This is a genomic window from Microbacterium azadirachtae, from assembly GCF_025583665.1.
In the GTDB taxonomy this organism is placed as follows: domain Bacteria; phylum Actinomycetota; class Actinomycetes; order Actinomycetales; family Microbacteriaceae; genus Microbacterium; species Microbacterium azadirachtae.
In genome coordinates, this window is sequence record NZ_CP099706.1 from 51,354 (window position 1) to 74,249 (window position 22,896).

General features: G+C 71.2%; 19 protein-coding genes. 14 read left to right on the plus strand and 5 right to left on the minus strand.

Annotated elements, in window-relative coordinates:
- Nucleotides 1-19: 19 nt before the first annotated feature.
- The 5 genes from NFX31_RS00265 (at nt 20) to NFX31_RS00285 (ending at nt 4,881) form a co-directional block, all read left to right on the plus strand.
- Nucleotides 20-637, plus strand: a complete 618-nt coding sequence (locus NFX31_RS00265) for a TetR/AcrR family transcriptional regulator (protein ID WP_052674251.1) — start codon at nt 20-22, stop codon at nt 635-637.
- 191 nt (nt 638-828) lie between these two features.
- Nucleotides 829-2,904 (plus strand): MDR family MFS transporter, encoded by a 2,076-nt coding sequence (locus tag NFX31_RS00270; protein ID WP_248700418.1) that lies wholly within the window; start codon nt 829-831, stop codon nt 2,902-2,904.
- A 57-nt stretch (nt 2,905-2,961) separates the two neighbouring features.
- A complete protein-coding gene (locus NFX31_RS00275; protein WP_052674252.1) occupies nt 2,962-3,570 on the plus strand; it encodes a TetR/AcrR family transcriptional regulator in 609 nt (202 codons plus the stop codon).
- Nucleotides 3,567-4,151, plus strand: coding sequence for a GNAT family N-acetyltransferase (locus tag NFX31_RS00280; RefSeq protein WP_262956408.1), 585 nt, complete (start codon nt 3,567-3,569; stop codon nt 4,149-4,151). The genes NFX31_RS00275 and NFX31_RS00280 overlap by 4 nt, the downstream gene beginning before the upstream one ends.
- 526 nt (nt 4,152-4,677) lie before the next feature.
- A complete protein-coding gene (locus NFX31_RS00285; RefSeq protein ID WP_045250254.1) occupies nt 4,678-4,881 on the plus strand; it encodes a cold-shock protein in 204 nt (67 codons plus the stop codon).
- A gap of 123 nt (nt 4,882-5,004) precedes the next feature.
- Here NFX31_RS00285 and NFX31_RS00290 read toward each other — a convergent pair whose 3' ends face one another.
- Genes NFX31_RS00290 through NFX31_RS00300 form a run of 3 tightly spaced genes read right to left on the minus strand, consistent with a single transcriptional unit; the run spans nt 5,005 to nt 7,663 of the window.
- A complete protein-coding gene (locus tag NFX31_RS00290; RefSeq protein WP_262956409.1) occupies nt 5,005-5,679 on the minus strand; it encodes an HAD hydrolase-like protein in 675 nt (224 codons plus the stop codon).
- Nucleotides 5,680-5,704: 25 nt separating this feature from the next.
- Nucleotides 5,705-6,400: an endonuclease NucS gene (nucS, locus tag NFX31_RS00295; protein ID WP_045250255.1), complete on the minus strand. Its 696-nt coding sequence runs from the start codon at nt 6,398-6,400 to the stop codon at nt 5,705-5,707.
- A 39-nt stretch (nt 6,401-6,439) separates the two neighbouring features.
- Entirely contained in the window at nt 6,440-7,663 is a 1,224-nt protein-coding gene (locus NFX31_RS00300; protein ID WP_262956410.1) for an MFS transporter, read from the minus strand.
- Between the two features lie 59 nt (nt 7,664-7,722).
- Between NFX31_RS00300 and NFX31_RS00305 the strand changes: the two genes are divergently transcribed.
- The 9 genes from NFX31_RS00305 to NFX31_RS00345 all read left to right on the plus strand — a co-directional run bounded on the left by NFX31_RS00305 (nt 7,723) and on the right by NFX31_RS00345 (nt 20,980).
- Nucleotides 7,723-8,811 carry a LacI family DNA-binding transcriptional regulator gene (locus NFX31_RS00305; RefSeq protein ID WP_045250257.1) on the plus strand — a complete coding sequence of 363 codons (1,089 nt, stop codon included), beginning with the start codon at nt 7,723-7,725 and terminating at the stop codon, nt 8,809-8,811.
- Nucleotides 8,812-8,937: 126 nt separating this feature from the next.
- Nucleotides 8,938-11,886: a Na+/H+ antiporter subunit A gene (locus NFX31_RS00310; RefSeq protein WP_262956412.1), complete on the plus strand. Its 2,949-nt coding sequence runs from the start codon at nt 8,938-8,940 to the stop codon at nt 11,884-11,886.
- Nucleotides 11,886-12,464: a Na(+)/H(+) antiporter subunit C gene (locus tag NFX31_RS00315; RefSeq protein ID WP_045250259.1), complete on the plus strand. Its 579-nt coding sequence runs from the start codon at nt 11,886-11,888 to the stop codon at nt 12,462-12,464. Before NFX31_RS00310 ends, NFX31_RS00315 begins: the two co-directional genes overlap by 1 nt.
- The gene (locus NFX31_RS00320) at nt 12,461-14,023 is read left to right on the plus strand and encodes a Na+/H+ antiporter subunit D (protein WP_045250260.1); all 1,563 of its coding nucleotides are present in this window, start codon (nt 12,461-12,463) and stop codon (nt 14,021-14,023) included. The genes NFX31_RS00315 and NFX31_RS00320 overlap by 4 nt, the downstream gene beginning before the upstream one ends.
- Nucleotides 14,020-14,736, plus strand: coding sequence for a Na+/H+ antiporter subunit E (locus NFX31_RS00325; RefSeq protein WP_262956413.1), 717 nt, complete (start codon nt 14,020-14,022; stop codon nt 14,734-14,736). Before NFX31_RS00320 ends, NFX31_RS00325 begins: the two co-directional genes overlap by 4 nt.
- Nucleotides 14,733-15,002, plus strand: coding sequence for an MrpF/PhaF family protein (locus NFX31_RS00330; protein ID WP_045250261.1), 270 nt, complete (start codon nt 14,733-14,735; stop codon nt 15,000-15,002). The genes NFX31_RS00325 and NFX31_RS00330 overlap by 4 nt, the downstream gene beginning before the upstream one ends.
- Entirely contained in the window at nt 14,999-15,385 is a 387-nt protein-coding gene (mnhG, locus tag NFX31_RS00335; RefSeq protein WP_045250262.1) for a monovalent cation/H(+) antiporter subunit G, read from the plus strand. The genes NFX31_RS00330 and mnhG overlap by 4 nt, the downstream gene beginning before the upstream one ends.
- Before the next feature lie 93 nt (nt 15,386-15,478).
- Nucleotides 15,479-19,522 (plus strand): Pls/PosA family non-ribosomal peptide synthetase, encoded by a 4,044-nt coding sequence (locus NFX31_RS00340; RefSeq protein ID WP_262956414.1) that lies wholly within the window; start codon nt 15,479-15,481, stop codon nt 19,520-19,522.
- 63 nt (nt 19,523-19,585) lie between these two features.
- Nucleotides 19,586-20,980, plus strand: coding sequence for a M1 family metallopeptidase (locus NFX31_RS00345; protein ID WP_262956415.1), 1,395 nt, complete (start codon nt 19,586-19,588; stop codon nt 20,978-20,980).
- A 15-nt stretch (nt 20,981-20,995) separates the two neighbouring features.
- On the opposite strand, the gene NFX31_RS00350 is transcribed toward NFX31_RS00345, so the two are convergent.
- Together NFX31_RS00350 and NFX31_RS00355 are read right to left on the minus strand one after the other, a co-directional pair.
- Entirely contained in the window at nt 20,996-22,417 is a 1,422-nt protein-coding gene (locus NFX31_RS00350; protein ID WP_045249134.1) for an MFS transporter, read from the minus strand.
- Complete coding sequence (locus NFX31_RS00355; protein WP_262956416.1) at nt 22,414-22,866, minus strand: MarR family winged helix-turn-helix transcriptional regulator; 453 nt, start codon at nt 22,864-22,866, stop codon at nt 22,414-22,416. The genes NFX31_RS00350 and NFX31_RS00355 overlap by 4 nt, the downstream gene beginning before the upstream one ends.
- Between the last annotated feature and the right edge of the window lie 30 nt (nt 22,867-22,896).

Sequence of the window (22,896 nt, forward strand, 5' to 3'; positions counted from 1 at the left end):
CCGGCCTCAGGAGGCAGAGATGAGCGACATCGACGTTCCGGCTCCGGCGGACCCGCACGCGGAGGCGTGCGGGCGCCGTGAGCGCAAGAAGCAGCAGACCCGCCAGGCGCTGCACGAGGCTGCATTGCGGCTGGTGGACGAGCAGGGACTCGACGGTACCACCGTCGAGCAGATCTGCGAGGCCGTGGACGTCTCGCCCCGCACCTTCTTCAACTACTTCCCGTCCAAGGCCGCGGCCGCGCTCGACCTGCCCGACTCCGGGATCTCCCCCGAGGGTGCGGCGGCCTTCCGTGCCGCCGAGGGCGAGCTGGTGCCCGCGCTGTGCGAGCTCATCGGCGCGTCGATGGACGACGCGCAGCAGCGCCGGCGGATGAAGGCGCTGGTGGTGCGCCGTCCCGAGCTGATGCCGGCCTTCGCGCAGTGGATGGGCGGGGTGCGGGAGCAGTACTTCGCGCTGGTGCGCGAGCGCGCCGACGACGCCGACGCGCTCGCCGCAGTGGCCCTCACGATGGCGGCGCTCAGCGTGATCGTGCACGACGGCACCGCCGGAGGCGAGCGTCCGGGCGCGGCGCGGCTGCTCGAGGGCGTCGAGCAGCTGGTGGCCGCGCGGGACGTGCGGCTGCGCGACGCGGCCTGACCCCTTCGCTCGGCGACATCCCTCTCGCCCGCCGCACGGATCCAGCAAGCTCATAGCAAAACTGCGTTTGCGCAACCTTTCCGGTCGTGTAATCTTGCAGGGCTGCAACATTCTTGCCGCCAACGTCGGCGCTCGAGGCGACGGGTGTCGACGACGAGCGCCGGCGTCCTCGATCCACTCGAAGGGCCTTCATGTCCACCGCAACAGCAACCGCCGGGGCGACGCGCGCAGAGCGCGCGCAGAACGCCCCGATCATGACGCACAGGCAGATCCTGCTCGTCATCTACGGCCTCATGGCCGGCATGTTCCTGTCGTCGCTCGACCAGACGATCGTGGGAACCGCGATCCGCACGATCGGCGACGACCTGCACGGTCTCGACCAGCAGGCCTGGGTCACCACGGCCTACCTGATCACCTCGACGATCTCCGTTCCGATCTACGGCAAGCTCAGCGACATCTTCGGCCGTCGCCCGCTGTTCATCTTCGGCATCTCGGTGTTCATCCTCGGCTCGATCCTGGCGACGTTCTCGTCGTCGATGCTGATGCTGGCCGCCTTCCGCGGCGTGCAGGGCATCGGCGCGGGTGCGCTGATGTCGCTGCCGCTCGCGATCATGGCCGACATCCTCGCCCCGCGCGAGCGCGCCAAGTACCAGGGATACTTCTTCGCCGTCTTCGGCATCTCCTCGCTGATCGGTCCGCTGGTCGGCGGCCTCTTCGCGGGTGCGCACGAGATCCTCTGGATCTCCGGCTGGCGCTGGGTGTTCCTCATCAACCTGCCGATCGGCCTGATCGCCCTCGGCATGGTGATCGCGTTCCTGCACCTGCCCAAGGTCGCCAAGCACCGCAACCCCCGCATCGACTGGTGGGGCGCCACCGCGGTGATCGTCGCGCTCGTGCCGCTGCTGCTCGTGGCCGAACAGGGCCGCGAGTGGGGCTGGGCCTCGTTCGGCTCGATCGCCTGCTACGTGATCGGCGGGCTCGGCGTGATCGCGTTCGTGCTGATCGAGATCGCGATGAAGGACGACGCGATCATCCCGATCCGGCTCTTCCACTCCCGCCCGTTCTCCTGGGCGACCGGCATCGGCGTGCTCGTCGGCTTCGGCATGTTCGGCGCGATGATGACCATCCCGCTCTACATGCAGATCGTCGGCGGACTCACCCCGACCGAGTCCGGATTCGCGATGCTGCCGATGGTCGTGGGCCTCATGGGCTCGTCGATGGCGGCCGGCCAGATCACCTCCCGCACCGGCAAGTACGGCATCTTCCCGCGCACCGGCACGCTGATCATGGCGCTGGGCTTCCTGCTCCTGACCTTCGTGTCCTCGAACACGCCGGTGTGGTTCATGATGATCGGCATGTTCGTGGTCGGCCTCGGTCTCGGCCAGCTCATGCAGTCGCTCGTCATGGCGAGCCAGAACGCCGTCGAGGCCCGCGACATGGGCGTGGCCACGAGCGCCGCGACCTTCTTCCGCCAGATCGGCGGAACGCTGGGCACCGCGATCATGCTCTCGATCCTGTTCACGCTGCTGCCGACGAACATCGTGCACAGCATGGCCGACAAGCCCACGCTGACGGCCGGACTGAACGCGGCGCTGGATCCTGCCATCGCAGGAAAGGATCAGAACAAGGCCGTCGTCAAGCAGCTGTGGACTCCGATCACGGGCCCGCTCGAGCAAGGCGTGCAGACGAAGCTCGACCAGGGAGCGACCGAGGCCAAGGCAGCCGCAGGCAAGGCCGTGACCGACGCGGTGACCGCGGGTGTGAACCAGGCCGTCGCCGCAGGGCAGCTGCCGGCTGCGGCGGCGCAGTCCGTGATCGACCAGAAGGTCGCTGAGGCGACGCCCGCCGCCGAGGCGAAGGCGCTGCAGACCGTCGCCGAAAAGGCGCACGCCACGGTGAAGGACGGCAAGGTGGTCGTGGACTGGTCCGACAAGGATCAGCGCTCCTACTGGGTGGACCAGCTCGTGCCGGGCGTGGTGAAGCAGATCGACAAGGGCACGTCGAAGGCCTCGAGCGGATCCAGCTCGTCGGTCAGCGACACCTCGTTCCTGAACGGCGCGGATCCGGTGCTCACCAAGCCGTTCATGGTCGGCTTCACGCAGGCCATCGACGTCATCTACTGGGTCGGGTTCGGCGTGCTCATGCTCGCCTTCGTGCTGACCTGGTTCTTTAAGGCGCCGCCGCTGCGCACGCGCTCGGCGCTGCAGGAGCAGGCCGATGCCGCCGGTGTCAGCGAGACCGGTACGATCAGGGTCCAGAGCGCCTGAGCGATGCAGCCGGGGCGGGCACATGTCCGCCCCGGCTCCGCGCATGAGGAGAAGAAGATGAGCATCGCGAACACCGTCGGCGAAGGCCGGCGCGAGCGCAAGAAGCAGCAGACCCGTCAGGCGCTGCACGAAGCTGCCCTGCGGCTCGTCGAGGAGCAGGGCCTGGACGGCACGACGATCGAGCAGATCTGCGAGGCGGTCGACGTCTCGCCGCGCACCTTCTTCAACTACTTCCCGTCCAAGGCCGCCGCGGCGCTGAAGCTGCCGGAGTCGGGGGTCGAGCCCGACGTCGAGGCGCGCTTCCTGAGCGCCCAGGGCGAGCTCGTGCCGGCTCTGTGCGAAGTCGTCGGGTCGTCGATGGACGTGGGGATGGATCGTCAGCGGATCAAGCAGCTCCTCATGCGCCGCCCCGAGCTGCTGCCCGCTTTCTCGCAGTGGATGGGCTCCGTGCGCGATCAGCTCATCGCGCTCGCCGAACGCCGCGCCGCCGACCACGACGAGGCCATGCGGGCCGTGTCGCTCGTGCTCGCCGCGATGAACGTGCTGGTGCACACCCGCACCACCCCCGATCGCCCGGGCGCTGAGCGGCTCCTGCAGGCGCTGGACGGGCTTGTCGACGTGCGATCCGCCCGTCTGTCGGACCCGGAGCCTACGCTGGACGCGTGAGCTCCTCCTCCTTCGACCGGCTCGACCTTCCCCTGCGCACCGACCGCCTCGTCATCCGCGCCAGCACGGCGGACGATGCCGACGCCGTGTGGCGCTATCGTCGCCTCGACGACGTGAGCCGGTGGCTGACCACCGCCCCGACCGACGCGGAGGCGTTCGGCGCGCACTTCGCGGATCCGGAGCGGCTCGCGGTCACGCTGCTCGTGGAGCTGCCGGGCACCGGTGTGATCGGCGACATCATGCTCCGCGTCGAGGACGCGTGGGCGCAGGCCGAGGTGCGGGCGCTCGCCGCGGGCGTCCAGGCCGAGCTCGGCTGGGCGATGGATCCCGCGCACCAGGGCAAGGGGTACGCGACGGAGGCGGTGCGCGCGGTGATGGCCGCCTGCTTCACGACGCTGGGCCTGCGCCGGGTCCACGCCGGCTGCTTCGCCGCGAACGAGCCGTCGTGGCGCATGATGGAGCGCCTGGGCATGCGGCGCGAAGAGCACAGCCGGGGCACTGCGCTGCACCGGAGCGGCGAATGGATGGACGGCATGAACTACGGAATTCTGGCCGAGGAATGGCGCTCACTGACCGTTTGAGAGCGCATTCCGATCGGCACGCGCAACGGCCTGGACACTGCAGGTGCGCTCCCCTAGTGTGGACCGCGCGCATGTGATGACGGTCGCTCCCGCCTGACGTCCCCAGCGAAGGCGGTAGGTCTTCCCCAGAGACCGGCGACCAATGCGTGCATTGGCCCCCTCGGCGCATCCAGTCCCCAATGGATACCCCGGGGGGGCCGCTTCGTCCCCAGTATTCCGATGTACTGCGATGATAGCCCCGCAACGGAGACTTTGTCCCCCTTTTGGGGGACAAAGTTGCCGATCATGGGTTATGCTTGATGCAGACGCACCCTCCGGTCGTCCTGGGTCCCCATCGCTCCCCCCGCGGTGGGGACCCGCTCCATTTCCCGGCCGGGCGCCGGATCCGCGGTCGGAACCGCCTCGCGGCGTCGTGCAACATTTATGTCACCTTGTCACCCGGGGTGTTGCTATGAGGCGCGTCTCGGATAGCGTTAGCCTTGTCGGCGCGTTTGCTCCGACGTAAGCCCAAGCAAGAAGGCAGTACATGACTCAGGGCACGGTTAAGTGGTTCAACTCGGAGAAGGGCTTCGGCTTCATCTCCCCCGACGACGGTGGAGCTGACGTGTTCGCGCACTACTCCGCCATTGCATCCTCCGGCTACCGCTCTCTCGACGAGAACCAGCGCGTCGAGTTCGATGTGGCGCAGGGCCCCAAGGGCCTGCAGGCCGAGAACATCCGTCCGCTCTGAGCGACACGGACTCCTGACTCCCCCGGGGCTTCGGCTCCGGGGGAGTTTCTCTTCGTGCTCCCGAGCCTGCCCGGCGCCGGGGGAGGGAGAACGCCGCTCCGGCGCTCCCGCCGCCCGGAGCGCTCAGTCCCGCGGCAGCAGGAGCCGCAGCAGCTCGTCGGGCGTCGCGACCTCGGCGATGGAGCCGGCGGACTCCCCCGGCTCGCCGAAGCCCCAGGTGACGAAGATCACCGGGATGCCCAGCGGCGTCGCGCCCTCGATGTCGTGCAGCCGATCGCCGATGAGCACGGGGCGGCTGACGTCCACGCCGGCGTCGGCCAGACGCTGCACGGCACGGCGCAGCACGGCCTCCTTGCCGTCGTGCAGCCCCGCAGCGTCGGGAAGGGCGCCCGCCACGATGACGAAGTCGTCGATCAGGTCGTAGTGCTCGAGGATCGCGAGCACCTGGTTCTCCGGCTTGGAGCTGGCGGTCGCCTGCGGGATCCCCGCATCCTTCACCGCCCGCAGGGCCTCGGGCACGCCCGGGTAGATGCGCACGCTAGCCGCGTAGCCGTCGCGGGCGGCGAGCCGGCGGTACTCGCGCACGGCCCGGTGCGCGTCGTCCTCGGAGAGGCCGGCGAGGTCGCGGAACGAGTCGAACATCGGCGGTCCGATCCACCGGGACAGCGCGGCAGGGTCCGGCTCGGGAAGCCCGAACGATCTGAACACCTCGATCAGGCGCGGCAGGATCCCGGCCGAGGCATCGGCGATCGTGCCGTCCACGTCCCAGAGGATGCAGGTGTACGGAGGAACGGACATGTGCATGCCTCTCTCGGAATGGACGTCAGAACAGCCGGGGCGCGCCGGAGGAGATGCCCTTCATGTCCTCGTAGTCGAGCACGAGGCAGCGGATCCCCCGGTCCTCGGCGAGCACGCGCGCCTGCGGCTTGATCTCCTGGGCGGCGAAGACCCCCTGGACCGGCGCGAGGTGCGGATCCCGTCCGAGCAGCTCGAGATAGCGGGTGAGCTGCTCGACGCCGTCGATGTCGCCGCGGCGCTTGACCTCGACTGCGATCGCGACGCCCTCCGCGTCGCGCACCATCAGGTCGACAGGGCCGATCGCGGTGGGGTACTCGCGGCGCACCAGCGTCGCGCCCTCGGCGATGCGGTCGACCTGCTCGGCGAGCAGGCGCTGCAGGTCGGCCTCGACGCCGTCCTTCTGCAGGCCGGGATCGATCCCGAGCTCGTGAGCGGAGTCGTGCAGGATCTCGTAGATCTGCACGCGCAGCGCGTCGCCCGTCTTCTGGTGCGTCACCCGCCACACCTCGGTGACGCCCGCGGACGCCTCCTCCTCCCCCGGCTGCTCGGACTCCAGCCGGCACGGCGGGCTCATCCAGTTCAGCGGCTTGTAGCTGCCGCCGTCGGAGTGCACGAGCAGGCTGCCGTCGCCCTTGTGCACCAGCAGGCGCGTGGCGAGGGGCAGGTGGGCGTTGAGGCGGCCGGTGTAGTCCACGGCGCAGCGGGCGATGACGAGACGCACCCGAAGAGCCTAGCCCGCCACAGCCGCGCCCCGCCCCTCTCAGCCCGCGGAGACCTTCTCGTCCTCGCGGAGCGGCCGGGCGGCACCGGAGAACAGGCCGGACAGCGCGGCCAGCACCACGAGGATGTAGAGGGTGTTGAGCAGCCCGATGTGGTTGCTGATGAAGCCGAGCACGGGCGGACCCCCGAGGAACGCGATGTAGCCGATGGTCGCGGCGGCGCTCACGCGTGCGGCCGCCTTCGCCGGATCGTCGGCGGCCGCCGACATGCCCAGCGGGAAGCCCAGGGACGCCCCGATGCCCCACAGCGCCGCGGCCGCGAAGACGAACGGCGTACTGGGCGCGAGGATGAACAGCAGGATGCCGCCGGCGGCGGTGATCGCGAGCACGCGCAGCACCACGACGCGGCCGAAGCGGTCTACCAGCGGGCCGCCGAACAGGCGCACCACAGTCATCGCGACGGAGAACGTGGCCAGCGCCGCGGCACCGAGCGCGGGACCCGCGCCGTGATCCTCGGACACGCCCAGGGCGAGCCAGTCGTTGGCGCCGCCCTCCGCGAACGACATGCCGAGCATCACGATGCCGAGGAAGTAGGTGCGCGGCTCGCGCCATGCCTCTAGCGCGGTGTGCATCCGCTCGCGCCAGTGCGGTTTCTGCGCGGGCTGCGGGTCGAGCGCCTCCTCGCGGTTCGGGACGTTCGCCCAGCAGGTGACGGCGAGCACCGCGATCACGGCGGCGATCAGCAGCGCGTGAGACGACACGTTCCAGCCCAGCTGCACGAGCAGTGCCCCGATCCCCGCACCGATCACGGTGCCGAAGCTGAAGAACGCGTGGAAGACGGGAAGGATCGTCTTGCCCATCTGCTGCTCGATCGCCGTGGCCTCGACGTTCATCATCACGTCGAGGGATCCGTTGCCGAGACCGAACAGCACCAGGCCGACGATGACGACCGGCAGGGAGCCGAGCACGTTGGTGCCGAGCCCGATCAGGCCCACTCCGGCGGCGAAGCTCAGCATCGTGACGAGCATGCCGAGGCGCGCGCCGGTGCGCGCCATGACCGCAGGACTGGTCGAGATGCCGACGATCGAGGAGACGCCCATGCCCAGCAGCAGCACGCCCATCTGCGCGTTGTCGACGTGCAGCGCGGCCTTGATGTCGGGCACCCGCGACGCCCAGGTGGCGATGGACAGACCGCTGGCGAGGAAGATCGCGAAGATCGCGGCGCGCCAGCGCACGAACTGGGAGCGGGTGAGGGCGGTGTCCATGCGGTCAGTGTATCGAATCGATTCGATCTCTGTGATCCCAACGATGTTATTGTCGAGTCATGAGCTCGGATCCGGACGCCGCGGCACCGCGGCGCCGCGCGACGATCGCCGACGTGGCCCGTGCCGCCGGGGTGAGCCCGTCGACGGCGTCCGTCGTCTTCAGCGGCAAGGCGCCCGTGGCCGAGGCCACGAGGGAGCGCGTGCTCGCGGTCGCCGCCGAGCTGGGCTACACCGGCCCCGACCCGCGTGCGGCGTCATTGCGAAGGGGGCGCAGCGGCATCGTCGCCGTGGCCCTCGAGGAGCACCTGCGCACGGCGTTCCTGGATCCGGTGAAGACGGCCACGATGGACGGCCTCACCGACGGGCTCGCGGCCCTCGGCGCCGGCGTGCTGCTGCTGCGCGACGATCCGGAGGCGGGGGCGGACGCGCCCACGCTCGCCACCGCGCCCATCGACGCGGCCGTGCTGATCGGCTGCAGCGGCCGGATGCTCGAGACGCTGCAGACGGTGCGCGCCCGCGGCCTGCCGGTCGTGGTGATCGAGGGCGACGCCGGCGAGGGCGTGCCCCGCATGGAGCTGGACAACGTCGAGGCCGCGGCGCAGATCGCGCACCACGTGCGCGCCCTGGGGCACCGCAGGGTCGCCGTGGTGACCCTGCCGTTCGACGGGGAGCGGGTGCGCGGTGACGCGACGCCGGAGCGCATCGCGGCGATCACGACCCCCGTCACGAAGGACCGCCTGGACGGCACGCTGCCGGTGTTCCCCGAGGCGCGCGTGGTCTCGGCCGGCGGCAGCCTCATCGACGAGGGCGTGCTCGCGGGACGGCTGCTGTTCGCCGAACCGGCGACACGGCCGACCGCGGTGATCGCGCAGAGCGACCTCCTCGCGGCCGGTGTGATCCGCGCCGCCGAGGAGGCGGGGCTGCGCGTGCCCGAGGACGTGAGCGTGGCCGGATTCGACGGCATCGCAGTCGACGGGCTCGGAGAGCACATCCTGACCACCGCGGTGCAGCCGGCCGTCGAGAAGGGCAAGGCCGCCGGAGATGCCGTCGCCCGCATGCTGGCGGGGGAGCAGGCCGCGTCGATCCGCTTCACCTGCACGTTCCGCGAGGGCACCACGACCGGTCCGGCGCCGGCTTCCGGGGCTTAGATTCCGGATGCGGCATGCGACGGGGTCGGGAACTGCCACTAAACTGGTACCGAACCCGCCCGCCTGTGTCGACCTGCCCGCCCCTGCACTGAGGCCGCAGAGACCGACGAGCCAGAGGAGATCGCAATGCTGACGCTCCTCGCCGTGTTCGCCCTGGCCTCGCTGCTGCTGCCGTTCCTGGTCGCCTGGATCGGCCCGAGGGCCTTCGCCGTCGCCGCACTCGTACCCGCCGCGGCCTTCGTGCACACCGCGATGCTGACGCCCCAGGTGCTGCTCGGCTCCGCCGAGGATCCCGCCGTGCTGCCGCGCGAAGCGGTCGAGTGGATCCCGCAGCTCGGGCTGTCGCTCTCCTTCCGCCTGGATGAGCTGAGCTGGCTGCTCGCCCTCATCGTCACCGGGGTCGGCGCGCTGGTGCTCCTGTACTGCCGCTGGTACTTCCGCGACTCCACGGAGGGCCTGGGCCAGTTCGCCGCCGTGCTGCTCGCCTTCGCCGGCGCGATGTACGGCCTCGTGACCACCGACGACCTGGTGCTGCTGGTGATGTTCTGGGAGGTCACCAGCATCCTTTCCTACCTGCTGATCGGGCACTATCACCGCCGTGGCGCGAGCCGGCGCGCCGCCCTGCAGGCGCTGCTGGTGACCACGCTCGGCGGGCTCGCGATGTTCATCGGGGTCGTGTTCCTCGCCGTCGACGCGGGGACCTCGAGCATCTCCCGGATCCTGCAGATCGCGCCCACCGGCCCTCTGGTCGACGCGGCGATCGTGCTCCTGCTCGTCGGCGCCCTCAGCAAGTCGGCGATCTTCCCGTTCCACTTCTGGCTTCCGGGCGCCATGGCGGCCCCGACGCCGGTGAGCGCCTACCTCCACGCCGCCGCGATGGTGAAGGCCGGCATCTACCTCATCGCGCGGTTCGCGCCGGTGTTCGCGCTCTCGGGCCCCTGGCGGCCGATCACGATCTCGCTCGGGGTCTTCACGATGCTGCTCGGCGGGGTGCAGGCGCTGCGCGAGACCGACCTGAAGCGGATCCTGGCCTTCGGCACCGTGAGCCAGCTCGGATTCTTCACGATCGTGCTCGGCTACGGCACCTCGGATGCGATGCTGGCGGGTCTGGCCCTGGTGATCAGCCACGCGCTGTTCAAGTCGTCGCTCTTCCTCATCGTCGGCGTCATCGACCGCCAGCTCTCCACCCGCGACGTCACCGAGATCAGCGGGGTGGGCCGGCAGGCGCCGCTGCTCGCGACCGCCGGCTTCCTCGCCGTCGGGTCGATGATGGGGATCCCCCCGACCATCGGCTTCGTCGCGAAGGAGTCGACCTTGGCGGCCCTGTTCGACGAGTCGCTGCGCGGTTCGCCGTGGGGGATCGTCGCCCTCGTCGGCGTGATCCTGGGATCCATCCTCACCGCGGCATACGGCGCACGGTTCCTCTGGGGCGCCTTCTGGCGGAAGAAGGATGCCGCGGGCGCCTATATGCCCGATACAGAATGGCCGTCTCCGCCGTTCGGCTTCCTCGTGTCGCCGGTGGTGCTCGCGGCGGGAACGCTGGTGCTCGGCCCGCTCGCATCCGCGGTCACGGTGGCGCTGTACGGCTACGCGGACGACGCGAAGGCTCCCGGATACGACGGCGCCCCGCTCGATCCCGGCTATCTGGCGCTGTGGCACGGGCTCGCGCCGGCGCTGTTCCTGTCGCTCGGCGCGGTGCTGCTCGGGCTCGCGCTGTTCCCGCTGTCGCGGCGCTGGGGCTGGGACCGCGCCCGTCGCCTGCTGCCGTTCACCGCGCAGGACGCCTACTACGCGGTGATGCGCAGCATCGACCGCCTCTCGGTGGTCACCACCTCGCTCACCCAGCGCGGTTCGCTCCCGGTCTACGTGGGAACCATCTTCGTCGTGGTCATCGCGGGGGAGACCGCCGCGCTGATCGCCGGCGGGCCCGTGAACGCGCAGCTGAGCGCCTGGCACACACCCGTGCAGCTGGTCGTGGCGCCGATCATGATCGCCGCCGGACTCCTCGCGATCCGCGCGAAGAAGCGCTACACGGGCGTCGTGCTGGTCTCCGTCACCGGTCTCGGGATGGTCGTGCTCTTCGGCACGAGCGGAGCGCCCGACCTCGCACTCACCCAGATCCTCGTCGAGACCGTGACCCTGGTCACGTTCGCGCTCGTGCTGCGCCGGCTGCCGGCGCGGATGGGCGAGCACAACGCCTCGGTCGGCCGCGTGCCGCGCGCGATCCTCGGCGTCGCCGCGGGCGTCATGATGGCGCTGGTCGCCATCGTGGCCACCGGATCCCGGATCGCGGAGCCGATCTCCGACGCCTTCCCGCAGCTCGCCTACGAGCTCGGCCACGGCAAGAACGTCGTCAACGTCGCCCTCGTGGACCTGCGCGGCTGGGACACCATGGGGGAGCTCTCGGTGCTCGTGCTGGCCGCCACCGGCGTCGCCTCGCTCGTGTTCGTGACGCACCGCGCCGACCGGCTCTCCGCCACCCGCGCGCTGCCGGAGGGCCCGCGCCAGTCCCGTCGCCGTCCGCTCGTGGAGACCACGGAAGGCGTGCGCGTGCAGACGGCGGGCGACACCGCGCCGCGCGCGTGGCTCGTCGGCGGCGGCAATGTGAGGCCGGAGAACCGCTCGATCTTGCTCGAGGTGATCGTGCGGATCCTGTTCCACACGATCATCGTCGTCTCGATCTACCTGCTGTTCGCGGGGCACAACGCGCCGGGCGGCGGCTTCGCCGGCGGCCTCGTGGCAGGCATGGCCCTGGTCATGCGCTACATCGCGGGTGGGCGCTGGGAGCTCGGCGCCGCGGCCCCCACCGACGCCGGACGGCTGCTCGGAGGCGGGCTCATCCTCGCGGTCGGCGCGGCGGTCGTGCCGCTGTTCTTCGGGCTGGCGCCGCTGTCGAGCGCCGTCTGGGAGGCGGAGATCCCGGTGATCGGCCACCTCGAGTTCGTGAGCTCGACGATCTTCGACATCGGCGTCTACCTCGTGGTGATCGGCCTGGTGCTCGACGTGCTGCGCAGCCTCGGCGCCGAGGTCGACCGGCAGACGCTCGAGATGCGCGCGCGGGGGGTGGACATCTGATGGACGTCTCGCTCGTGCTCATCGTGATCATGGCCGTGCTCTTCGGATGCGGCGTCTACGCGATGCTCGAACGCAGCCTCACCCGGGTGCTGATCGGCTTCCTGCTGCTGGGCAATGCGGTGAACCTGCTGCTGCTGATCGTGATGGGCCGCCCCGGCCGCGCGCCGTTCTACGGCACGGCGGACGACATGAGCGATCCGCTGCCGCAGGCGCTCACGCTCACCGCGATCGTGATCACGTTCGCGGTCTCCGCCTTCCTCCTCGCCCTCATCTACCGCTCCTGGCAGCTGGGCAAGGCCGACACCGTCGAGGACGACGAGGCCGACATCGCGCTGCGCGAGCGCACGGAGGTCGAGGAGGACCTCATGGACGACGAGGTCGACCTCGAGGACGAGGATGCGACCACCGACTTCGTCGGGGTGGCGACGGCGCCGATCCGGGTCCTGCACGCGAAGGACCACGCCGCCCTCGTCGACGACGCGCCCGTGGATGTGCCGGACCCGACCCCCGACGACGCGGGAGCTCGCGCCGACCGCACGACCGACGACGACCGCAGCCCGGGGGAGGGAGACCGATGAACGCCCTCGTCCCGCTGCTCGTGGCGCTGCCCCTGCTGGGCGCGGCGATCACGCTCGTCTTCGGCCGGAACACCCGGATCCAGGTGATCGTCACGGTCGCGACCCTCGCGGCGGTCTCCGTGATCGCGGCGACGCTGCTCGTCGTGGTCGACCAGACCAAGCCGATCGCGGTCATGGTCGGCGGCTGGCCCGCGCCGTTCGGGATCGTGCTGTACGTCGACCGGCTGGCAGCGCTCCTCGTGCTCGTGTCGAGCATCGTGCTCGTCGCGGTGCTGCTCTTCTCGGTCGGCCAGGGCGCCGCGGACGGCGCCGAGGAGACGCCGATCTCGATCTTCAACCCGTCGTACCTGATCCTCGCGGCGGGCATCTTCAACGCGTTCATCGCGGGCGACCTGTTCAACCTCTACGTCGGCTTCGAGATCCTGCTCGTGGCCTCCTACGTGCTCATCACGCTCGGCAGCACCGAGTCGCGGATCCGCACCGGCGCGGTGTACATCGTCGTCTCGCTCGTCTCCTCGGTGCTGTTCCTCGTGGCGATCGCGCTCATCTACGCCGCTCTGGGCACCGTGAACATGGCGCAGATCGCCGAGCGGATCGGGGAGATCCCCCCGAGCACCCAGCTCGTGCTGCACCTCATGCTCGTGGTCGCGTTCGGCATCAAGGCGGCCGTGTTCCCCATGTCGTTCTGGCTGCCCGACTCGTACCCGACCGCTCCGGCGCCGGTCACCGCGGTGTTCGCGGGCCTGCTCACCAAGGTCGGCGTCTATGCGCTGATCCGCACCGAGACACAGCTGTTCAACGTGTCGAGCATCAACACCCTGCTCATGATTGTGGCGCTCGCGACGATGGTGATCGGCATCCTCGGCGCGGTCGCGCAGGCGGAGCTGAAGCGGATCCTCTCGTTCACGCTGGTCAGCCACGTCGGCTACATGGTGTTCGGGCTGGCGATCGCGACCCCGGCCGCCATCGGCGCCACCGTGTACTACATCGTGCACCACATCATCGTGCAGACCACGCTGTTCCTGGCCGTGGGCCTCGTCGAGCGACGGGCCGGCAGCACCTCGATCCTCAAGGTGCGCGGCCTCATGAAGGCAGCGCCGCTGATCGCGATCCTCTACTTCGTGCCCGCGATCAACCTCGGCGGACTCCCTCCCTTCTCGGGGTTCATCGGCAAGTTCGCGCTCTTCCAGGCCGCGGCGCAGGTCGCCACGCCCCTGATCTGGGTGCTGATCGTCGGCGGTGTGCTCACCTCGCTGCTCACGCTGTACGCCCTCATGCGCGCCTGGAACCTCGCGTTCTGGCGGGAGAAGGACGACGCTCCGGAGGAGATCGAGAACGAGCGCATCGCCCATCTCGGCAGCGCGCCGGCCGCCGACGAGCAGCAGGAGCGACGCCGGATCCCCACCATCATGACGTTCGCGACCGGCGGCATGGTGGCCGTCACCCTGGCCCTGACCGTGTTCGCCGGACCCATCTACGGACTCTGCGAGCGGATCGGCGCCAACCTCCTGCAGCCGGTGCACCTGGACATGCTCGACGGCGACGAGGTCTCCTCATGAGCCCCGACGCCAAGCGCGGCCTCTGGCGCGAGATCGGCCTGCAGCTGCCGTTCCTGCTCTGGCTGATCGTGCTGTGGATGCTGCTGTGGGGCCAGTTCACCGTGCTGTCGGCGCTGACCGGCATCGCGGTGGCCCTCTTCGTGACGCGCGTGTTCCGGCTGCCCACGATCGAGCTGTCCGGGCGGATCAACCTGTGGTGGGCGGCGCTGCTCGTGGTGCAGTTCCTCGCCGCGGTCGTGCACGGCTCGCTCAGCGTCGCCGCGCAGGTGCTGAACCCGCGCCGGGTGCCGCGCTCCGCGATCATCGCCGTGCCCCTGCGCTACTCCGACGACCTGGTGATGACGCACGTCGCGGTCACGTCCTCGCTCATCCCTGGATCCCTCGTGGTCGAGGCCGATCGCGACACCCGCACGCTGTACCTGCACGTGATCGGCGTGCGCTCGCTCGACGACGTCGAGCGCCAGCGCGCCGGGGTGCTGCGCTGGGAGCGCCGCATCGTGCGCGCGCTCGGCTCGCCGGCGCAGGCCGCGCGGCTGCGTGCCGACGAGCGCGCCGAGAACGACCGTCTCGCCGGGACGATCGCCGGCAGCTCGCCGACGCCGCACCGGGCGAAGGGATCCGGTCCGGGGCAGGGGTCCGGTCCGGGGCAGGGATCCGGTCGGGCGCAGGGATCCGGTCCGGGGTCGCACGGGTCCGAGGAGGGTCGCCGATGAATCCGCTGCTGCTCGTGATCATGGTCGTGTTCGCCGTCGCGGCGATCCTCACCGTGATCCGCATCGTGATCGGCCCGTCGATCCTCGACCGCGCGGTCGCCGCCGATGTGCTGCTCACCGAGGTCATGTGCGTGCTCGGCGCCGACATGGCCATCAACCACCACACGCGCACCCTGCCGGTGCTCATCGTGGTCGCCGCGGTCGGCGTGTTCGGATCCATCTCGGTCGCGCGGTACGTCGCACGAAGGGACAACACGCCGTCATGAACCTCTTCGAGCTGCGGATCCCGGACGTGGTCGTCGACACCGCCGTCTGGATCCTCGTCCTGCTCGGCGCACTGCTGTGCCTCACCGCGGCGATCGGACTGCTGCGCCTGAAGGACGTGCCGAACCGGCTGCACGCCGCGACCAAGCCGCAGGTGCTCGGGCTGCTGCTGATCTGCCTCGCGATCGCGCTCTCGCAGCGCTCCGTGATCGGGATCGTGCTGGGGCTCCTGCTCGTGGCGCCGGTCGTGCTCATGCAGTTCGCGACGGCGCCCCTGTCGGCGCACATGGTGGGGCGCCAGGCCTATCGCAACGGGACGATCGACGAGCGCTCGCTCGTGGTCGACGAGCTCGCCGACTCCAAGCGCACCCCGCCGGCGGGGTGATCCGGGCCCCCGGGTCCGCTTCACCTGCTGTTTCCCCGCCCGCGGTACCCTGAGCGCGCACGCGCCCTGCGTGCGTCGCTCGAACGGAACCCGATGCAAGACATCCTCGACCGCGCCGCACTCGCGGCGCCGCCGCGCACGCTGATCGACATCCTCGTCGACACCGCACGGCGGCATCCCGACGCCTCCGCGATCGAGGACGCGGCGGGCGCCCTCAGCTACGGCGAGCTGCTCGCCCAGGTCTGGCGCACGGCGGCCCGGCTGCGCGAGCGCGGCGTGATGCGAGGCGACCGGGTGGGCATCCGGATGCCGTCGGGCGGCCGCGAGCTGTACATCGCGATCCTCGGCACGATGGCGGCCGGGGCGGCGTACGTGCCGGTCGACGCGGACGACCCCCAGGAGCGCGCCGACCTCGTCTTCGGCGAGGCGGAGGTGCGCGGCGTCATCGGCGCCGGAGGCGTGTTCGCCCCGACCCCGGATCCGTCCCCGACCCCGGACCCGGGTCCGTCTATTTCTGCCGATCTGCGGGATTTGCCGGGCATTCCCCACGGTTCGGCAGAAATAGACGGAAACGGAGGGGGGCGCTCGGGCGCGGGCGGGGGAGGGCTGTTCGACGGGGAGGATCCGCACCCGGGGTCTGTCGCGATCGGCACCGTGCCGCATCCGATGCCGCTGGACGTTGCGTGGATCATCTTCACGTCCGGATCCACCGGCGTTCCCAAGGGCGTGGCCGTCACGCATCGCTCCGCCGCCGCGTTCGTCGACGCCGAGGCGAATCTGTTCCTGCAGGGCGCGCCGATCGGCCCGGGAGACCGCGTGCTCGCCGGCCTGTCGGTCGCGTTCGACGCCTCGTGCGAGGAGATGTGGCTGGCCTGGCGCTACGGCGCGTGCCTGGTGCCGGCGCCGCGCGCCCTGGTCCGCTCGGGTGAGGATCTGGGCCCGTGGCTGCTCGGGCACGGCATCACCGTGGTCTCGACGGTCCCCACGCTGGCCGCGCTCTGGCCGCAGGACGCGATCGAGAACCTCCGGCTGCTGATCTTCGGCGGAGAGGCGCTGCCTCCCGAGCTCGCGGCGCGCCTGGTGGGGGAGGACCGCGAGGTCTGGAACACCTACGGACCCACCGAGGCCACGGTCGTCGCGTGCGCCGCGGAGATGGACGGTGAGGCCCTGCGCGCCGGCGAGCCGGTGCGGATCGGTCTGCCGCTGGACGGCTGGGAGCTGGCGGTCGTGGACGGCGCAGGTGATCGCGTCGCCGAGGGCGAAGTGGGCGAGCTCGTCATCGGCGGCGTGGGGCTGGCGCGGTACCTGGATCCGGCCAAGGACGCGGAGAAGTACGCGCCGATGCCGTCGCTGGGCTGGGAGCGCGCATACCGGTCCGGCGACCTGGTGCGGTTCGAGCAGGCGGGGCTCGTGTTCCAGGGGCGCGCCGACGACCAGGTCAAGATCGGCGGGCGGCGCATCGAGCTCGGCGAGGTGGAGGCGGCACTGCAGAACCTCACCGCGGTGACCGCGGCGACGGTGGTCGTGCAGCGCAGCGAGGGCGGGATCCCGCTGCTGGTCGGTTACGTCGTGCCCACGGAGGGCTTCGACCGCCAGGTCGCGCGGGCCGAGCTCGCGGAGACCCTCCCAGCGCCGCTCATCCCGCTGCTGGCGGTCATGGACGAGCTGCCGGTGCGCACCTCGGGCAAGGTCGACAAGGCCGCGCTGCCGTGGCCGCTCACGGATCCGGACGCCGACGACTCGACGCTCACCGGCACCGCGGCGTGGCTCGCCGAGCAGTGGTTCGCCGTGCTCGGCACGCGGCCGCTCGACGAGGACGCCGACTTCTTCCAGCTCGGCGGCGGCTCGCTCGCGGCCGCCCAGCTCGTGAGCCGGATCCGCTCCCGCGCGCCGGAGTTCACGATGGCCGACGTGTACGACCTGCCGCGACTGCGCCGCATGGCCGACGCCGTCGAGGCCGAGGCGGGTGACGAGGAGCCGGAGCCGGGCGAGTTCCACGAGTCCCGGCCCACCCCGCGGCGCATGCAGTGGATCCAGACCCTGCTCGGCGTCCCGCTGTTCGTGCTGGGCGGGATCCGATGGGTGCTGTGGCTGCTGACCGGCAGCGCGATCCTGCACCTGGTGCCGGGCTTCGCCTGGCTGCCGACGGCACCGCTGTGGCTCATTGTGGTCGGACTGGTGGTCTTCGCGACCCCTTTCGGCCGGATGGCGATCGCGGCGGTCGCCGCGCGGCTCCTGCTCGCGGGGGTGCGCGCCGGCGACCATCCGCGCGGCGGCGGCGTGCACCTGCGGCTGTGGCTCGCGGAGCAGGTCAGCCACCAGATCGATCCGGTCGGCTTCGCGGGCGCCCCGTGGGTCAGCTACTACGCGCGCGCCCTCGGGGCGAAGATCGGCCCCGACGTCGACCTGCACACGCTGCCGCCGGTCACCGGCATGCTCGACATCGGCCGCGGCGCGGCGATCGAGCCGGAGGTCGACCTCTCCGGCTACTGGATCGACGGCGACGTCGTGCGCATCGGAGGGATCCGGATCGGCGCGGGATCGGTGGTCGGGGCCCGCAGCACACTCGCCCCCGGCACGCGCATCGGCCGCGGCGCCGAGGTCGCGCCCGGCTCCGCCGTGTTCGGCCGGGTGCGCGCCGGGCAGCGCTGGGCCGGATCGCCCGCCGTGCGGGTCGGGGGCAAGTCGGCGCCGCTCGCGCCAGAGCGCCCGCCGGCGCCGCGCCGCTGGCTGTGGGCATATGCCGCATCGAGCATGGGTCTCGGGCTGCTTCCGGTCGTGGCCTTCGCCGTGGGAGCGCTCGTGCTCGTGCAGGGCGCGCGCGGCGCCGCCTCGCTCGCCGACGCGATCCCCGGACTGGCCATCTGGCTGGTGCCGTCGGTGCTGGTCACGGGACTCGTGTTCGCCGCACTCGTGGTGACGGCCACACGACTGCTCGCCGTCGGATTGCGCGAGGGGATCCACCCCGTCCGCGGCCGGGTCGCCTGGCAGGCGTGGACGACCGAGCGCCTGCTCGACTCCGCGCGCACCCTGCTGTTCCCGCTGTACGCGAGCCTGATCACGCCGATGTGGCTGCGGCTGCTGGGCGCGAAGGTCGGATCCGAGGTCGAGATCTCGACGGTGCTGCTCATCCCGTCGATGACGACGATCGACGACGGCGCCTTCCTCGCGGACGACACCATGGTCGCGTCCTACGAGCTCGGCGGCGGATGGATGCGCATCGCGGCGGCACGCATCGGCAAGCGTGCGTTCCTCGGCAACTCCGGCATGGCCGGCGCGGGGCACAAGGTGCCCAAGGACGGCCTGGTCGCGGTGCTCTCGGTCGCCCCCGACAAGGCCAAGGCGGGATCCTCGTGGCTGGGATCGCCGCCGGTGCGGCTGCGTCGCGTCGTGAACGAGTCGGATCTCGAACGCACCTACCGCCCGCGCGCCTCGCTGCGGGTCGCGCGCGGCCTCTGGGAGCTGTGCCGCCTCGTGCCGGTGATCCTCACGTGCGCGCTCGGTCTCGCCGTGCTCCTCGTGCTCGCCGCCCTCGCCTCCTCCCTCGGACCGGGGTGGACCGTGGTGCTCTCGGGCGTCGTGCTGCTGGCAGCCGGAGCCGTCGCCGCGGCGTTCGCGACCGCGGCGAAGTGGATCTTCGTGGGTCCGATCCGCCCGGGGGAGCATCCGCTGTGGTCGAGCTTCGTGTGGCGCACCGAGGTCGCCGACACGTTCACCGAGATGATGGCCGCGCCGTGGTTCGCGAACGCGGCGGCCGGCACCCCGGCGCTCGCCATATGGCTGCGGACCCTCGGCGCGAAGATCGGTCGCGGCGTGTGGACCGACAGCTACTGGCTTCCCGAGCCCGACCTGGTCACGCTGGGCGACGGGGCGACCGTCAACCGCGGCTGCGTGGTGCAGACGCACCTCTTCCACGACCGGGTCATGAGCATCGACACGGTGACGCTCGAGGCGGGCGCGACGCTCGGCCCGCACAGCGTGATCCTGCCGGCCGCCACGATCGGCTCGGACGCCACGGTCGGGCCCGCATCCCTGGTGATGCGCGGCGAGAGCGTGCCGGTCGGCAGCCGGTGGAGCGGCAACCCGATCGGACCCTGGCGCGCGGTGAAGGTGCGGACCTACCAGGCCGCCGAATGACGGCTCTCGCAGTGAGGCGCGGAACGGCGCGCATCGGGCGTCGGGATCTGTGAGCATGGAACGGTGAGCCCCGACGACTACACCCCGCACAGCGGGGACCGCCGCTACCGCGTCGAGCACTACGACCTGACGATCGACTACCGGCTCAGCACCAACCGGCTCGACGCCGTCGCCGTGGTGCACGGTCGCGTGGTCGAGCCGACCAAATCCGTGTCGTTCGACCTCGTCGGGCTCCGCGCGACCAAGGTGCAGGCCGCCCGTGGCGGTGTCGCGGGCGGCAAGGGCGGCCGGATCGGCTTCACCCAGACCGACCGCAAGCTCAAGGTCGCGTTCGGCCGCGAGCTCTCGGCAGGGGACCCGTTCGAGCTCACGATCGCATACGGCGGGGCGCCGCGCCCGCGCCGCACGCGCTGGGGGACGCTCGGCTGGGAGGAGCTGGAGGACGGCGCGATCGTCGCCTCGCAGCCCATCGGCGCGCCGTCGTGGTTCCCCTGCAACGACCACCCGAGCGACAAGGCGACCTATCGCTTCACCGTCACCACCGATCCCGGGTACACGGTCGCCGCGGCCGAACCCATCTCGACGGCGACGAAGGGCGGGCGCACGACATGGGTGTTCGAGCGCTCCGCTCCGACCCCGACCTACCTCGCGACCGTGCAGATCGGGAAGTATGTCGCGCGCGGCATGGATCTCGCGGGCGTCGAGGGACAGGTGCTGCACCCCGCCGCGCTCGCCGGACGCGTGGACGCGGATCTGGCTCCGCTGCCGCGCATGATGGGCGTGTTCACCGAGGCGTTCGGTGACTACCCGCTGCCCTCGTACCGCCTGGTGGTCACCGCCGACGACCTGGAGATCCCGCTCGAGGCGCAGGGGATGGGCGTGTTCGGGGCGAACCACATCGACGGCCGGGGAAGCCAGGAGCGCCTCATCGCGCACGAGCTCGCGCACCAGTGGTTCGGCAACAGCGTGGGGGTCGCGCGTTGGCGCGACATCTGGCTGAACGAGGGCTTCGCCTGCTACGCGGAGTGGATCTGGTCCGAGCGCAGCGGCGGTCACACGGCGCAGGCGAAGGCGCTGGGGCACTGGGCGGCGCTCGCCGCGGAGCCTCAGGATCTCGTGCTCTCGGACCCGGGTCCGGAGCTCATGTTCGACGACCGCGTCTACAAGCGCGGCGCCCTGCTGCTGCATGCGCTGCGGCTCACCGTGGGCGACGACATGTTCTTCCGCATCCTGCGCACCTGGACCCAGCGGTTCGGGGGCGGCACCGCGGCCACGGAGGACTTCCGGGTGCTGGCGGCCTCGGTGGCCGGGCGGCGGCTCGAGGCCTTCTTCGATGCCTGGCTCGATGCGCCCGCCCTGCCGGCCCTGCCGGAGGCGCCCGAAGGCGCGGCCGGGATCGAGCCCGCACCGGTGACTCAGGCGCTGAACGTGAATCCGCGCGCCGCGAGCGGCGACTGACCGGGCTCTGCCGGATCAGGCCGGGTCGCCGTCGGTGCGGCCGATCCGCGCGAGCGACCGGTCGAACACCGTGAGGAGCAGGAACACGGTGGCGATCCCCACGACGACCCAGCCGAGCACGTGCAGGCCCTCCGTGGTCGCCCGCGCTCCGTAGACGTTGCCGTAGATCACCGACGAGACGATGGCGCCGAGATAGAAGAACGTGCGCAGCAGGCCGGCCGAGGAGGCGATGCGCGCGGGCTCGGCCTGGAAGTACAGCGCGTTCTGGATCGCGAGGTTGTTCAGGCCCTGCGGGATCCCGAGCACCAGCATCGCCAGCACCAGGAACCAGATCGGCGAGGTGCCCGTCATGAACAGCACGAGGATCCCGGCGATCAGCTGGGCGGCGGATCCGACCAGCAGCTTGCCGACCACCTCGGGACGCCGGCCGAATGCGAGGGCGACCGCGATGCCGGTGGCGAACACCGGGAGCAGCACGAGTCCGGCGACCGTGGGGGAGAGGCCGCGACCGTCCTCGAGCCACTGCGTGAAGCCGTAGACGAACGTGTACGAGATGGTCGCGGTCAGCAGCGAGCGCACGTAGCTGCGCAGCAGCGGTCCGTTGCCGGAGAGCACGCGCACGTCGATGAACGGGTCCGCGGTGCGGCGCTCCCACCACACGAAGAGCGCGCCCGTGGCGACGGCGACGACGAGCAGCCACACCAGCGCCGGAGCGATGTTCTGCAGGAAGACGAGCAGGGAGAGCATCGCGACGGCGAACAGCAGGATGCCGATCCCGTCGATGCGCGGCCGATCCTCGGGTGCGGGCTCCAGCCCCGTCCGCCGCGGGAGGAAGAGGGCGCCGAGCAGCAGCGTCGCGAGTCCGAGCGGCACGTTCACCGCGAACGTGGCGCGCCAGCCCCAGGCGCCGATGAGCACGCCGCCGAGCGCGGGGGCGACCACGGCGATCGTCTGGGTGGTCACGGACAGCAGGGTCAGGATCCCGGCCGGCGAGGCGAGGCCGGTGCGCTGACCCTCCGCGCGGATCATGTGCATCGCGGCGGGGTAGCCGGCGCAGGTGCCGAGGCCCAGGATGACGCGCGCCGCCACGAGCCACCAGATGCTGTCGCGGTTCTCGGGGGCGAGCAGGCCGATCGCGCCGGCGCCCGCCACGAGCACGGCGCCGATCAGGAACAGCGAGCGCACGCCGAAGATGTCGACGAGCCGGCCGACGAGCGGCTGTCCGATCGCGGTGGCGAGGTAGAGGCTCGACACCAGCCACACCGTCTCACGCGCAGGTGCGCCCAGGGCGAGACCGATCGGCGTGAGCGCGACCGCGATGATCGCGGTGTTGATCGGGTTGAGGATCGCCCCCACCATCATCGGCGCGAGCAGCCGCCGATCGAAGCGCCCCTCCGGGGGTGGGCCGCCGAGGGGTGCTGTGGGCGTCCGCGTCACGGCAGCATCCGCTCCAGCAGCGCGGTGGCGGCGGAGATCGTCCGCAGCTCGCTCGCGTCGAGGCCGTCGAGGGCGTGCTCGAGCCAGGCCGCGGCCGCGTCCTTCTGGCCCTCGACCCTGGCGCGTCCGGCAGCGGTGAGTTCGATGATCTGGCGGCGGCCGTCGCCAGGGTCCTGGCTGCGCGTGATCAGCCCGAGGGTCTCCAGCGCGTCGACGGTGGCCGCCATGGACTGCGGCCGCACGCGCTCGGCGGTGGCCAGGGCGCTCACGGTCGAGACGCCGCCCTTGCCGAGACGGGCGAGGGCGGAGGCCTGCGACGGCGTGATCGTCTCGTCCGCGCCGGCCTCCCGGAACTGCCGGAGCAGACGCGCGACGACGGCGCGCAGATCCAGGGCGGTCTGCAGGGCGCTCACAGCGGATGCATCGGCGACGGGCGGCTTCTCGGTCATATCGACAGTCTAGACTGCACAGTTATACCT

Coding starts and splice junctions, on each gene's coding strand:
- NFX31_RS00265 (WP_052674251.1), top strand. CDS start 20: ATGAGCGACATCGACGTTCCGGCTCCGGCGGACCCGCACGCGGAGGCG.
- NFX31_RS00270 (WP_248700418.1), top strand. CDS start 829: ATGTCCACCGCAACAGCAACCGCCGGGGCGACGCGCGCAGAGCGCGCG.
- NFX31_RS00275 (WP_052674252.1), top strand. CDS start 2,962: ATGAGCATCGCGAACACCGTCGGCGAAGGCCGGCGCGAGCGCAAGAAG.
- NFX31_RS00285 (WP_045250254.1), top strand. CDS start 4,678: ATGACTCAGGGCACGGTTAAGTGGTTCAACTCGGAGAAGGGCTTCGGC.
- NFX31_RS00290 (WP_262956409.1), bottom strand. CDS start 5,679: ATGTCCGTTCCTCCGTACACCTGCATCCTCTGGGACGTGGACGGCACG.
- NFX31_RS00300 (WP_262956410.1), bottom strand. CDS start 7,663: ATGGACACCGCCCTCACCCGCTCCCAGTTCGTGCGCTGGCGCGCCGCG.
- NFX31_RS00305 (WP_045250257.1), top strand. CDS start 7,723: ATGAGCTCGGATCCGGACGCCGCGGCACCGCGGCGCCGCGCGACGATC.
- NFX31_RS00310 (WP_262956412.1), top strand. CDS start 8,938: ATGCTGACGCTCCTCGCCGTGTTCGCCCTGGCCTCGCTGCTGCTGCCG.
- NFX31_RS00315 (WP_045250259.1), top strand. CDS start 11,886: ATGGACGTCTCGCTCGTGCTCATCGTGATCATGGCCGTGCTCTTCGGA.
- NFX31_RS00320 (WP_045250260.1), top strand. CDS start 12,461: ATGAACGCCCTCGTCCCGCTGCTCGTGGCGCTGCCCCTGCTGGGCGCG.
- NFX31_RS00325 (WP_262956413.1), top strand. CDS start 14,020: ATGAGCCCCGACGCCAAGCGCGGCCTCTGGCGCGAGATCGGCCTGCAG.
- NFX31_RS00330 (WP_045250261.1), top strand. CDS start 14,733: ATGAATCCGCTGCTGCTCGTGATCATGGTCGTGTTCGCCGTCGCGGCG.
- mnhG (WP_045250262.1), top strand. CDS start 14,999: ATGAACCTCTTCGAGCTGCGGATCCCGGACGTGGTCGTCGACACCGCC.
- NFX31_RS00340 (WP_262956414.1), top strand. CDS start 15,479: ATGCAAGACATCCTCGACCGCGCCGCACTCGCGGCGCCGCCGCGCACG.
- NFX31_RS00355 (WP_262956416.1), bottom strand. CDS start 22,866: ATGACCGAGAAGCCGCCCGTCGCCGATGCATCCGCTGTGAGCGCCCTG.